The organism is Nostoc sp. (assembly GCF_036917395.1).
Classification (GTDB): Bacteria; Cyanobacteriota; Cyanobacteriia; order Cyanobacteriales; family Nostocaceae; genus Nostoc.
This window is the reverse complement of sequence record NZ_JBALDI010000004.1, coordinates 64847-76727: the sequence shown is the minus strand read 5'-3', so window position 1 is coordinate 76727 and position 11881 is coordinate 64847. Positions and strand designations below refer to the sequence as shown.

15 protein-coding genes are annotated in these 11881 nt (G+C 42.6%); 8 read left to right on the top strand and 7 right to left on the bottom strand.

Translation table 11 applies throughout. The features are described 5' to 3' along the window. Positions 1-127: 127 nt before the first annotated feature. Entirely contained in the window at positions 128-415 is a 288-nt protein-coding gene (locus tag V7K46_RS02720) for a hypothetical protein (RefSeq protein ID WP_335110808.1), read from the bottom strand. 397 nt (positions 416-812) lie between these two features. Between V7K46_RS02720 and V7K46_RS02715 the strand changes: the two genes are divergently transcribed. Together V7K46_RS02715 and V7K46_RS02710 are read left to right on the top strand one after the other, a co-directional pair. Then, positions 813-1373, top strand: coding sequence for a DUF1269 domain-containing protein (locus tag V7K46_RS02715; RefSeq protein WP_335110806.1), 561 nt, complete (start codon positions 813-815; stop codon positions 1371-1373). Positions 1374-1390: 17 nt separating this feature from the next. Beyond that, positions 1391-2317, top strand: coding sequence for an NADP-dependent oxidoreductase (locus V7K46_RS02710; protein ID WP_335110804.1), 927 nt, complete (start codon positions 1391-1393; stop codon positions 2315-2317). A 347-nt stretch (positions 2318-2664) separates the two neighbouring features. Here V7K46_RS02710 and V7K46_RS02705 read toward each other — a convergent pair whose 3' ends face one another. Both V7K46_RS02705 and V7K46_RS02700 read right to left on the bottom strand, forming a co-directional pair. Next, positions 2665-3651 carry an alpha/beta fold hydrolase gene (locus V7K46_RS02705; protein WP_335110802.1) on the bottom strand — a complete coding sequence of 329 codons (987 nt, stop codon included), beginning with the start codon at positions 3649-3651 and terminating at the stop codon, positions 2665-2667. Positions 3652-3887: 236 nt separating this feature from the next. Beyond that, positions 3888-4085, bottom strand: coding sequence for a hypothetical protein (locus tag V7K46_RS02700; protein WP_335110800.1), 198 nt, complete (start codon positions 4083-4085; stop codon positions 3888-3890). A gap of 124 nt (positions 4086-4209) precedes the next feature. Here V7K46_RS02700 and V7K46_RS02695 point away from each other — a divergent pair, with 124 nt between their 5' ends. Next, positions 4210-4587: a hypothetical protein gene (locus tag V7K46_RS02695; protein ID WP_335110798.1), complete on the top strand. Its 378-nt coding sequence runs from the start codon at positions 4210-4212 to the stop codon at positions 4585-4587. A 16-nt stretch (positions 4588-4603) separates the two neighbouring features. Here V7K46_RS02695 and V7K46_RS02690 read toward each other — a convergent pair whose 3' ends face one another. Then, entirely contained in the window at positions 4604-4798 is a 195-nt protein-coding gene (locus tag V7K46_RS02690; RefSeq protein ID WP_335110796.1) for a hypothetical protein, read from the bottom strand. A gap of 265 nt (positions 4799-5063) precedes the next feature. Between V7K46_RS02690 and V7K46_RS02685 the strand changes: the two genes are divergently transcribed. From V7K46_RS02685 to V7K46_RS02665, 5 genes are all read left to right on the top strand, one after another. Further along, positions 5064-5687 carry a Uma2 family endonuclease gene (locus V7K46_RS02685; protein WP_335110794.1) on the top strand — a complete coding sequence of 208 codons (624 nt, stop codon included), beginning with the start codon at positions 5064-5066 and terminating at the stop codon, positions 5685-5687. Between the two features lie 94 nt (positions 5688-5781). Next, positions 5782-6726 (top strand): fatty acid desaturase family protein, encoded by a 945-nt coding sequence (locus V7K46_RS02680; RefSeq protein ID WP_335110792.1) that lies wholly within the window; start codon positions 5782-5784, stop codon positions 6724-6726. Positions 6727-6853: 127 nt separating this feature from the next. Then, positions 6854-8113 carry a bifunctional sterol desaturase/short chain dehydrogenase gene (locus tag V7K46_RS02675; protein WP_335110790.1) on the top strand — a complete coding sequence of 420 codons (1260 nt, stop codon included), beginning with the start codon at positions 6854-6856 and terminating at the stop codon, positions 8111-8113. Positions 8114-8209: 96 nt separating this feature from the next. Continuing rightward, entirely contained in the window at positions 8210-8527 is a 318-nt protein-coding gene (locus V7K46_RS02670) for a hypothetical protein (RefSeq protein ID WP_335110788.1), read from the top strand. 5 nt (positions 8528-8532) lie between these two features. After that, on the top strand, positions 8533-8955 hold the full coding sequence (locus V7K46_RS02665) for an HNH endonuclease (protein WP_335110786.1): 423 nt from the start codon (positions 8533-8535) through the stop codon (positions 8953-8955). A gap of 221 nt (positions 8956-9176) precedes the next feature. On the opposite strand, the gene V7K46_RS02660 is transcribed toward V7K46_RS02665, so the two are convergent. From V7K46_RS02660 to ahcY, 3 genes are all read right to left on the bottom strand, one after another. After that, a complete protein-coding gene (locus tag V7K46_RS02660; RefSeq protein ID WP_335110784.1) occupies positions 9177-9611 on the bottom strand; it encodes a hypothetical protein in 435 nt (144 codons plus the stop codon). A gap of 174 nt (positions 9612-9785) precedes the next feature. After that, on the bottom strand, positions 9786-10136 hold the full coding sequence (locus V7K46_RS02655) for a hypothetical protein (RefSeq protein WP_335110782.1): 351 nt from the start codon (positions 10134-10136) through the stop codon (positions 9786-9788). A gap of 240 nt (positions 10137-10376) precedes the next feature. After that, entirely contained in the window at positions 10377-11654 is a 1278-nt protein-coding gene (gene ahcY / locus V7K46_RS02650; RefSeq protein ID WP_335110779.1) for an adenosylhomocysteinase, read from the bottom strand. Between the last annotated feature and the right edge of the window lie 227 nt (positions 11655-11881).

The following is an 11881-nucleotide window of genomic DNA, read 5'->3' as shown; positions in this document are numbered from 1 at the left end:
GCACGGCTTCTCTACGAGAGGCTGCGCCAACGAGACGCTGTTCGCGTTCGCTTAGAGCGACCAGGAGCGTCACCCGTACCTTTCGGGATCTTGCTATGCGTAGCGTCAACCATAGGAGAAGGGTGCGTTACGCTGGCGTAGACAAAGCTAAATTGTTGCAATCATGGCGATGCCTGCGGTTCTTGCTAGGCAACGCATTTGTTATTTCGGCGAACGCATTTGTTATTTCGGCGAACTCATTTGTTATTTTGGCGAACGCATTTGTTATTTCGGCGAACGCATTTGTTATTTCGGCGAACGCATTTGTTATTTCGGCGAACTCATTTGTTATTTCGGCGAACTCATTTGTTATTTCGGCGAACTCATTTGTTATTTCGACGAACGCATTTGTTATTTTGGCGTCTTCATAACGCACCCTACGAAACAACTAGAATTGAAACCTATGCTGGTCATACTTGTGTGTATACCGTAGCCCAAGTAGGGAGAGGGATTTCTTTTTGACTCCCCTTCTCCCAATATTGGGAGAAGGGGCTGGGGGATGAAAGTTTTTTCTTTTCATACGGAAAAAACTACAGTTTTCAAGGTGGACGCGGTTTAAAAGGTTTTAAAAGGTTGACCATAAAGTTAATTACACTCTGATGCCATCCTTGCTCCGCATTTGGCTTTAATATAACTAACAGTAATCAGTAAACCCAAGGAGGTTTTTTGCTTATTGATTTTCTTACCTCGAAAAGTAATTCGTAAGCATTAATTGGGCTTGCGATGCCTGCGGCGGGCTGTGCCTACGCAAACTTTCAACCAGGACATTAAATATGGCGCTAGAACATAAAAATGCAGCTGGGATATTTCCTGATCGCCAACACACTGAGTCAGCCCTTGATCAACTTAAAGCGGCTGATTTTCCGATGAACAAAGTTTCAGTTGTTGCTCAACACGTCAACTCAGAAGATGTGACGCTTAAAGCAACAGAGGCAACTGTACAGTCTGAAACTCAATTTGTCCGCGATCGCACGATCGAGCGGATCGAGCATGGTGCATTAGATGCTGGAAGTTGGGGCAGTATTATCGGCTTTTTAGGAGGTGGACTAATAACCTTAGCGATTCCAGGCATTAGCTCGATCGTCTTGGCTGGAGCAAGAGCTGCCTCGGTGGGACTGGCGACTGGAGCGTTTTATGGAGCTGTAGCAGGCGGCTTACTCGGAGCTGCGATCGGCACGAACATCCCAGATGAGCAAGTCAAGCTTTACAACGAGCGGTTAGCACAAGGACAGTATTTGATAGTCCTTGAGGGAACGAACGATGAACTTCAACAAGCTCAAACCGTTTTGAAAACCCAAGGGATTCAGGATTGGATCATTTTTGACAGTTTATAACAATCTGGATGAGTAATATGATACAAGCAATCCGCATTCATAACTATGGCGAGTCAGACGTGCTGACGCTAGAAGCGATCGCACAACCCGAACCACAACCCAATGAAGTACTAATTCGAGTTCAGGCGGCTGGAATCAATCCGATCGATTGGAAAATCCGGGCAGGCTATCTCAAAGAGGCTTTTCCAATGCCTTTGCCATATACGCCGGGAATGGATGTCGCAGGTATTGTGGAAGCGATCGGCGCGGATGTCAAAGCGTTCCAAGTCGGTCAAGAAGTTTATGGCGAATTAGGAATGGGAGCTTATGCCGAGTTCGCAACGGCTCCAGAAGATGCGATCGCGCTCAAGCCGAATTCGCTCGATTTTGTCCAAGCGGCATCAGTGCCGATGGTATCAATGACTGCCTATCAAGGGCTGTTTGATCATGCTGATCTCAAGCCAGGTCAAACCGTGCTAATTCATGCTGCATCGGGCGGAGTTGGCATGTTCGCAGTGCAATTTGCTAAATGGAAAGGAGCGCACGTTATTGGAACTGCCTCAGCTGCGAATGTAGAATTTGTTCAATCTCTGGGTGCAGATCAAGTGATTGACTATAACGCCACACCCTTTGAACAAGTTGTTGAGAATGTTGATGTAGTTCTAGATACCTTAGGCGGTGACACACAAGCGCGGTCTTATTCAGTGGTGAAGCCGGGTGGCATTCTGGTTTCAACTGCCGCTCCCCCCGATGCTCAAAAAGCTGAAGAACGAGGTATCCGTGCAGAGATGATGAATATGAAACCCTCGACCTCGCTGCTGGAGGAGATTGCTAGTTTACTCGATTCCGGGCAGGTTAAGACGATTGTTGCTCAGACGTTTTCTTTGTCTGAAGCCCGTCAAGCTCAGAAATTGAGTCAGGGCGGTCATGTCCGGGGCAAAATCGTGCTGCAAATCAATGCTTAATCCTTTATAGGGGCTAAGAAAAGACTTACTTGCTCTTTTTCTTGCTATTTTGTCTACAAGAAAGTGGCGGATCGTCTTAGAAAGTTTTAATCGGAGGAAACCTGCGCTCAGACTTTCCGCCCAATCCCCCATTTTCTTGTTCAGAATTCACCAATTCTGAATTCTGCATTCTTCTTCAACCCTCTTTGCTTAATACCATGATTGCGTAGACGCGTAGCAGCTTGTCGTTAGATAAGGCAAATCCACAGTTTTCAATTGATTAGGACTTACGCAAAAATCGCCCAAAAGCTTAATTTATCGTAGACACGTAGTGGCTTGCCGCAGGCTACCGCCTTCTCTACTAACTTTTAGGTAATCGACTTGTTGATTTGGAGGTTTGTTAGAAACTCGATGAGCAATCTGTTAACTTCGACTGGGCGTTCTTGCTGAATCCAATGACCAGCCTTTGGTAGCAATACTTTCTGCCTCAGGTTGGGCACGTTTTCCTCTAGGGTGTCGAATGCTTCACGGTACATTGTGATCACTGCATCTGCTTCTCCCGCCACAAACAATGTTGGCTGGTGCAGCTTTACGCCACACAGAAACGGTGTTAGTTCCCAGATTCTATCGATGTTTCGATACCAGTTCAACCCGCCTCGGAAACCAGTCCGCTCAAACTCAGAGGTGAAAAAGTCGATATCCTGGTCTGTTAACCAAGCCGGAAGTTGCTCCGATGCGTAACTTGTGTCTATTGGCTTCTCCGACTTGCTAAACAGGAAGCGCCAACGTTTTTCTGGTGGTGGATCTCCTGAGGCGGAGTAGAGAATTGAACGTATAGTAGCGCGAACATCAGACTTTAGTTCCGCCTCAGCTTTACCTGGTTCTTGGAAGTATAGTTGATAGAACTCCTGCTCGCCTGCCATCAACTTCATTGCTTCTGTCGGTCGAATGTCTGACCAACTGCGGGGTTGATAGGGCACACTTAGCAGGGAGATAGCGTGGAAGATATCTGGACGGAGTAGGGCACAATACCAGGCAACGGGCGCACCCCAATCGTGTCCAACAATAATTGCTTGCTCCTCACCCAGCGCATGAACCAAACCAACAATATCACCTACCAACTGGAAAATATGATATGCCTCAATTGGTTCCGGTATTGAGGTCTGCCCATAGCCACGTTGGTCTGGTGCTACTGCGTGGAACCCTGCTTCAGCTAATGCCGATAACTGATGCCGCCAGGAGTACCAACATTCTGGAAAGCCGTGACACAAGATGACCAATGGACCTTGCCCCTGTTCGGCAATATGCATCTTGATGCCGTTGGTTTCGATGAAACGGTGAGTTACTAAAGTCATGTTTCCTCAATTCCTTTTTTCGGGTTGAAGCAGCTCTTTTCATGTTGGCAAATGAATTACAAAAGCTAAAAAGCCAGATGCTGCCCTCACTGAAAACTAATTAATGGGGCTTATCATCAAGAAAGTGAAAAGTTATCAACGGTATCTTCTCTAGCTCTTTCCAACACCGTCACCATTATCTAGCACAAGGGGGTCAGGGTGGAATGCTTTTGCTCCTGTTGCGGCTGATCAAATGATTAAGGGTTACTCTTACCTTTATTTCTATCTAGCTTCTCTTGGATAGCTTCTCTGCAAAACTCAGGAGGGTTCTCTTGTTGCTGTACCTCTTCCTTCATTTCCTTAGTCATACGTATATTCATTTTCTCAGTCAACGGTTCTTCTCTATCTGTGGTAAACGGTTTTAAACTCTTCGGGTTCCCTTTGGGATTAGGCATTGTATATAAATATGAAAATAATCTCTGAAACACAAGGAAGCATGTGTTTAATGATTAATCAGTGGGTATGTAAGCCAACGAAACTTGTTACCCACTGATACCACTTTTGAGAAATGGTAATTCCATGTTTACACGATCGCAACTTGAAATCAAAACTGTTCCAGAGTTACGTGACTTATGTCGTCGATACGGTATCAAGCCAACAGGAAACCCCGGATACAAAGTTTCATACATCACATCTTTGCTGGTATTCCCCCAAATAGCATTACAGCAGCTAAGACAAGCAAAGGGATTAAAATCTCCCGGTTTGAGCGTTATTCAGTTTTTTGAGGGAGTGATAGATGAGATGAACTCACCCACTGATGAGCAAGCAGCACTGATCAAAATCACAATGGAAGGTAAAAGAATGAATTACCCAGATAGGTATGACCAAGAGAACCTGCTGAACTTACACAAAGCTAAAATTCACTTGGAAATGGCTATTGGATTACTCAGCCAGTAAAGCTAATTTTTAATCACTAACTCTTGACTCCCTTCATTCCAGAGGGGAGTTTTTTATGTATCATAGTTATTTTTGAAAGTTCACTTCCATTAACTTTCCCATAATTGCGATCGCCTGGGTTGGGTGGTTGGTGCGATCGTAAATCTACAGTCTCCAAACATCGAAAATCCGTAGTGTGATACTTGAGAGTGTAAGAACTAGAATATTCCATATAAAAGACTCATTCACGAGTATCAAAGACTCGTCAGCAAGTATTAAAGACTCATTCACGAGTATCAAAGACTCGTCAGCGAGTATTAAAGACTCATTCACGAGTCTTATTAATTACTGATTGTAAATATTCTCCGCATCCTTGTGTCCCTATCTCTGGTGCAATACGCTTAGAAGAATAAACCTTTTTCTTTTCCTCTGCCTCCCCTGCTCCCTGGTTACTGAGCGCAGTCGAAGTATGCTCTCCCTCCCTGAGGAATAAAGCCATGACTCAAGCTTTACGCAAACTAGTTACATTCGATGAATTTGTTGCTCAATACCCAGATCACCCACAACGACGTTATGAACTGCATGATGGAGTAATTGTTGAGATGGCACAACCAACAGGCGACCATGAAGAGGTCGTTGGATTTTTAGTAAGAAAACTTAGTGTTGAATTAGACCGCTTAAATCTTCCTTATCTCATCCCAAAAACGGTATTCGTCAAACCACTCGAAAACGAATCAGCTTATTCACCAGATGTCCTGATACTAAATCAGCCCAATTTAGTAAACGAACTTCTATGGAAAAAAGCATCTACTGTAAGCTTTGCCTCATCTATTCCTTTAGTGGTAGAGATAGTGAGTACTAATTGGCGTGATGATTACCACAAAAAATACGCTGACTATGAACAAATGGGAATTCCTGAATACTGGATTGTGGACTATGCCGCATTGGGTGGTAGGGAATTTATTGGCAAGCCAAAGCAACCTACTATCTTGGTTTGCTGTTTAGAAGAAGGTGAGTATCTAATTAATAAATTTCGAGGTAATGACCGTATCCAATCACCAACTTTCCCAGAGTTGAATTTAACCGCAGAACAAATTTTTCGCGCTGGTGTGGTCAGCTAAATTCACGGTATCTATTAAAATTACAGCAGGAGTCAGAATTCACGAGTCAGCATTCAGCAGTTAGAAGCGAACCTACGCCGACCTACTTAAAATTATGTCTAATAAAGCAATTATTCAATCTAAATTATTGCAACGCAAAGCTGATAATGAGCAAAAACTCTACCAAATTCTCACTATACAGGAATTAAGTCTTCTAAACGATCGCTCCAACTCCAAAGGACTAGTTCAACTGGCTTTTCATCTCACTGTTATGGGTTTGAGTGGCTACTTATGGGCAACAAACTTTGGCAATTGGTCGGTGGCTATACCAGCACTGGTAATCTACGGCTTCAGTCTGGCTTCGATGTTTGCACCGATGCATGAATGTGTTCACAGAACAGCTTTCGCTAACAATCGTTTCAATGATGCTGTAGCTTGGTTTTCCGGCTTGCTCTCATTTTACAACAGCACGTTTTTTCGTCGTTATCATAAGTGGCATCATCGCTACACTCGCGTTCCTGACAAAGATCCGGAATTGACCGATCCCAAACCGAGCAACCGGGGTAAATACTTGTTGATAATTAGCGGTTTACCGTGGTGGTGGGGTAAAATACGTGGGCATTTTCAGGTTGCAACTGCTCAATTTGACGATTTTCCATTTGTGCCAGAAGCAGCACGAGCCGAAGTTATTCGCTCCACACGTTGGCAATTAGGTATTTATGCAGGTGCGATCATTATCTCAATTGCAGTTGGTCAGCCTTGGTTTTTCCTCTATTGGCTGCTACCCATGCTTGTCGGTCAACCAATTCTCCGGTTTATTCTGCTGGCAGAACATACAGGTTGCACTCTTGACGCAAATCTGCTTACCAATACACGCACAACGCTAACCCTCTGTCCGGCGCGATTTTTCATGTGGAATATGCCATTTCATGCAGAGCATCATTTATACGCATCAATTCCGTTCCACGCCCTACCAAAAGCACATCAACAGTTGAGCAAACACTTTACCCATATTGAACCTGGCTATCTGAAAGTCAACTGGGATATTGTGGCTAAATAGGGGTAGTTGGTAGGATGACAATAAGTCTATTTGATTTTTGTTTGCTCTAGGCTCGACCTTAATGCACCTTTATCAGATGATCATGAAGAATGATTAAGAAAAACGAGTATAGACAAACGTGATAAAAATGCTAGCTGAAAACTTGATTGGAATTGAAGCAAGATTACAAATTAATTGGGTTTGGCTAAATGCCAGCTTACAGTTTGCTACTTGGGGACTTTTTTCACTTTTACTCGCTGAGGTCTTGAGAGACAGTTACCATGCTTTGTGTCACCAAGTCAATTGGCTTGCTAAATGGCACAACAAGCACCACATGGCCTATCGCCGCGATTTATCGGTAGTTTCGCTGAAAGTTTATCAAGAATCCCAACTCTATCACGACATTTTAGAGTCGAGTCTACTGCTGGTGGTATTGGTGGTAATTGCCTTAATTGTCCAGCAAATGGGGTTATGGCTGGGAGTAGTTTATGCTTGCACCTTCTTATATGGCGCGTCTGTGCGATATTTCCAGGGAAAAATTGATACAGATTACAACCACCTACCTGGCCCTTTAGAGACAATTCCATCCATTTGGTGGGTGAATCGGTCTTACCATTGGCGGCATCATTTTGATGATGTCAACGCTTACTACAGTGGTGTCTTTCCCCTAGTGGATAAAATTCTTGGTACAGGACTGTCTCTCAAGGGGAAAACCATCGCTTTAACCGGAGCATCAGGAGCATTGGGGCAAGCATTAACGGCTGAACTTGTAAAGAATAATGCTAAAGTCGTCGCATTAACCACCAATCCAGAAAAATTAGTAGAGCAAGTTGGGGTGAAAGTGGTTCCCTGGCAGTTAGGTAATGAAGCTGAACTGAGGGATAGTTTAGAGAAAGTAGATATTTTAATTATCAACCACGGAATCAATGTTTACGCCAGCCGCACACCAGAGGCCATCAACTCCTCCTATGAGGTAAATACCTTTTCAGCATTGCGGTTGATGGATGTATTTTTGACAACTGTGACAGGCTCACAAGCAAAAGCAACGAAGGAAATTTGGGTAAACACTTCTGAGGCCGAGGTGTCTCCAGCGCTGAGTCCGCTTTATGAACTCAGCAAAAGAGCGTTAGGAGATATTGTTACCCTCAAGCGTTTGGACGGGGATTGTGTAATTCGCAAGTTAATTCTTGGCCCATTTAAGAGTCAACTGAATCCTTATGGAGTGATGTCTGCACAACAAGTTGCTCGTGCGATCTTATTTTTGGCTCGGCGAGACTTCCGAAATATTATTGTGACAATAAATCCTCTCACCTATCTGCTGTTTCCCTTGAAGGAAACTAGTACATGGCTATACTATCGAGTCTTCAGCCGGACAGCGAAAAGTGAACACGACTTACACAAACAATAGCCGAAACGCTGATTTTGAGGTAGGGGCAATTCATAAATTGCCCCTGAGCAAGTGTGGTTTAGCTATACTAAAAATTAAGTAATTCTTACAAAAATTATGACCAACCAAACAAATGCTCCTCCTGCTGTTGATTATGCACCACTGGAATTACAAGCAGAATTAATCGCTATGCGAAAATTAACGATTGAGGATTTATTAACTATTGGTCAAAGTCAAGTTACAGAAAGTCAACAAGAACTACATTTACAACTTTTAGAAAAAAATCAAAATAATCAATTAAGTGAATCAGATAGATTATTGTTGCGATCGCTCCGAGTAAGTGCTGATTATTTAATGCTAAAAAAAGCATACTCTTATGCACTTTTAAAATGGCAAGGCTATTCTATTCCAGAGTTTCAGCAATTAGTAGATTAATCCCAGTGTCATCTATCCCCAAATCGGTTCGTCAACAAGTTATTAATGAGGCTGGATATAAATGTGAATACTGTCGCACATCTAGCCGTTTAATAGGTATGCCTTTAGTTATGGATCATATTTTGCCTAGTTCATTAGGGGGAAGTGATGAACGAGAAAATTTATCTGCTTGTTGTTATCGCTGCAATGAATTTAAAGGAGCAAAAACAACTGCTAATGAGCCTGTAAATAATGAGTCTGTATCTTTGTTTAATCCTCGTCAACAAAGATGGTTATATCATTTTCAGTGGGCAAATGGTGGCACTCATATTATTGGGATAACTGCTTGTGGAAGAGCAACGGTTTTAGCTTTAAGATTAAATAATGAAGATATTGTACAAGCTAGAGCAATTTGGATTAGTTTAAATTGGCATCCTCCTAATGATTAATGATGAGCATTTTTTTGGTTTTTGAAAAGTCCTGGCGATTAGAAATCGCGGCTATACAAACAAAGTCCACCTGCGTGGACTAAAAACAATATTTTTGAACCCCCGCACCATCCGGGTTTTGTCTGTGTAGACGCAAATTGTATTCCCTGAGTGTTAGTGTCAGTATTAATTTTTGATAAATTCAGCGAACACTTGAAGAAGCTATTTTGTACAGCATGATGTTATCTTATCCATTCACTGGGTGTTAAAGCTAGAATTCGACCATTAATTTCTGGTAAAAGATGCTGGTTTATATCTAACTCCCCACTTTTATAAAGGTAGATATAGAGAATTCCCCACAGAATGTTGCTTTCACGCATATAGTGTTCTAGTTGTAAAAGACCACTACGATATCCTTGTTTGCTTCCTTTTAACTCAATGATTACTTGCTCTTTTTTGTTGGATACAATTAAATCTACTCTTAAAACTTTTCGTGAATCTATAGATGAATTAGATGTAAGCTTTACTTCTGAACGAACCTCAAGATTAGGAGCAGCTGAAGCAAAAAACCCTGACAAAGCACCAATAATTTTTGCTTCAGTTTGTCTTGCACTTTCATTGCTACCAGTCCAATGTTGACGTGAAAACTCTTTTAGCAATTCAGCTGTTAAATCCAAAATGTTCCCTTCATAACTTGAAAGTCGTGTTTTAATGCCAGAATGTTTTGTTTCAGTTTCTAGTTTTATTTTATTGTAAGATAGACACTCAGAAATTTGGTCAAGTACGAGACAGGCGAAAGCAGATACAGAAACAATTGCTAAAAATGCTTCATTTTCATCAAAATCAAGTTTTTAATCGTGACTAGAAGGATTTCTCCATTCAGTTCTATAATTAGTGAACTGAGCTAAAACTCGTTGGCGAAAAACTTTATTCTTCTCAAAATATTGTTCAATATCATAAGGGCGCTCTCTTTCAGGATCTTTACTAGCTAAAACTCTATAAGCTTCTTTAAGACTACCTTCAAATGCTTGGTTAGTTCGGTAGATTGAGTCAGTAAAAGCCGTTTCCTCATTTTGCTTTTGACCACGCAGAAGATGACGAGAAGCAGTTTCAATATGAAGAAGAACTGCTTTTAATCCAGGTATATGATCTCCATCTTCAAGCGAATCAATTTTAGAACGTAATATATCAAGGAGATCCATCAGAGTGATTTTGGTATATGTGAGTAGATGTGTCTATCTAGTGAAATATTGGGTGATACAGCATTCTTTGTAATCTTGAGAAAACCAGCGCTATTATAAGCTATCGTATATTTACTCTTCTTCCTTTCTTCGTTCGCGCTCTTCACACCTTCGTGGTTCGTTAAATAAATCCATAACATAAAACGAATAAAAAAAGGGATAAGCCCAAAAGCCTATCCCAAAAAATCAATTAATCAATCATCAAGTTCCAGTAGTCCAAGAATTGGTGTACTCAATTTGATCTGGTGTTAGCGTATCAATCTTAATTCCAATCGCCTCCAACTTGAGTCGGGCAATTTCTTTATCCACATCAATGGGAATTGAGTGCAAGCCAGGTTCTAACTTACCTTTATTTTTCACAAGGTATTCAACAGCTAAAGCCTGGTTGGCAAAGCTCATATCCATAACCGCGCTGGGGTGTCCTTCAGCCGCAGCTAGGTTAATCAAACGTCCTTGTCCGAGAACGACAACTGATTTACCACTTTGTAGTTTGTACTCTTCGGTGAAGGGACGCACTTCCTTGATTTCCTTAGCTTGAGAAGCCAAGTATTTCAAGTCAAGTTCAATATCAAAGTGACCGGAGTTACAAACGATCGCACCGTCTTTCATCACATCGAAATGCTCGGCGCGAATTACGTGCTTGTTACCAGTAACTGTAACAAACAAGTCGCCAACTTTAGCAGCTTCTGCCATTGGCAGAACGCGGAAACCATCCATTACAGCTTCAATTGCCTTGATCGGGTCAATTTCGGTAACAATCACGTTACCACCCATACCACGGGCGCGGAGGGCTGTACCTTTACCACACCAACCGTAACCAACTACGACAATGTTTTTACCAGCCAGCAGAATATTTGTGGCGCGGATAATGCCGTCTAGGGTCGATTGTCCAGTACCATAGCGGTTATCAAAGAAGTGCTTGGTATCAGCATCGTTGACATTCACTGCGGGGAAGGTGAGAACGCCATCTTTGAACATGGCCCGGAGGCGCACAATTCCCGTTGTGGTTTCTTCAGTGGTGCCAATCAAATCAGCAATTTGGTGTTGGCGCTCTTGGATTAATGTGGCAACCACATCGCTACCGTCATCAATAATGACGTTGGGGCGGTGATCTAGGGCGATTTGAACGTGGCGGCTGTAAGTTGCGTTATCTTCGCCTTTTTGGGCAAAGACAGGAATTTCATGATCGACGACGAGGCTAGCTGCTACGTCATCTTGCGTTGATAAGGGATTGCTAGCAATTAGAAGCGCATCTGCACCACCGGCTTTCAGAGCGATCGCCAAATGTGCTGTTTCGGTTGTAATGTGGGCGCAAGCCACAAGCTTTAAGCCAGCAAAGGGCTTTTCTTGGGCAAAGCGATCGCGGATTTGCCGCAAAACTGGCATCTCGCGTCCAGCCCATTCAATGCGCTGTCTTCCCAAGGCAGCTAGGCCGAGGTCTTTAACCTCGTGCTTTAATCGGGGAGAAGTTGCGGTCATCAAAAGTTACCTCAAAAAATTAAAAAAGTTACGTAAAGTTTACGCACTCTACTAGGTTATTCTACTACTGGCAATTTTTGCTTGGAATTAGCAAACTACTAGTCAAACAATTTTGGATTTTAGATTTGCAATTTTGGATTGAAACAGACCATATTGACGATAGCGCAGTGTTAGCGGGTTATCGAGCGGATGATTGGATTTGTTCCATCCACAAGGGGTGGGGCTTA

Coding starts and splice junctions, on each gene's coding strand:
- V7K46_RS02715 (WP_335110806.1), top strand. CDS start 813: ATGGCGCTAGAACATAAAAATGCAGCTGGGATATTTCCTGATCGCCAA.
- V7K46_RS02710 (WP_335110804.1), top strand. CDS start 1,391: ATGATACAAGCAATCCGCATTCATAACTATGGCGAGTCAGACGTGCTG.
- V7K46_RS02705 (WP_335110802.1), bottom strand. CDS start 3,651: ATGACTTTAGTAACTCACCGTTTCATCGAAACCAACGGCATCAAGATG.
- V7K46_RS02700 (WP_335110800.1), bottom strand. CDS start 4,085: ATGCCTAATCCCAAAGGGAACCCGAAGAGTTTAAAACCGTTTACCACA.
- V7K46_RS02695 (WP_335110798.1), top strand. CDS start 4,210: ATGTTTACACGATCGCAACTTGAAATCAAAACTGTTCCAGAGTTACGT.
- V7K46_RS02690 (WP_335110796.1), bottom strand. CDS start 4,798: ATGGAATATTCTAGTTCTTACACTCTCAAGTATCACACTACGGATTTT.
- V7K46_RS02685 (WP_335110794.1), top strand. CDS start 5,064: ATGACTCAAGCTTTACGCAAACTAGTTACATTCGATGAATTTGTTGCT.
- V7K46_RS02680 (WP_335110792.1), top strand. CDS start 5,782: ATGTCTAATAAAGCAATTATTCAATCTAAATTATTGCAACGCAAAGCT.
- V7K46_RS02675 (WP_335110790.1), top strand. CDS start 6,854: ATGCTAGCTGAAAACTTGATTGGAATTGAAGCAAGATTACAAATTAAT.
- V7K46_RS02670 (WP_335110788.1), top strand. CDS start 8,210: ATGACCAACCAAACAAATGCTCCTCCTGCTGTTGATTATGCACCACTG.
- V7K46_RS02655 (WP_335110782.1), bottom strand. CDS start 10,136: ATGGATCTCCTTGATATATTACGTTCTAAAATTGATTCGCTTGAAGAT.
- ahcY (WP_335110779.1), bottom strand. CDS start 11,654: ATGACCGCAACTTCTCCCCGATTAAAGCACGAGGTTAAAGACCTCGGC.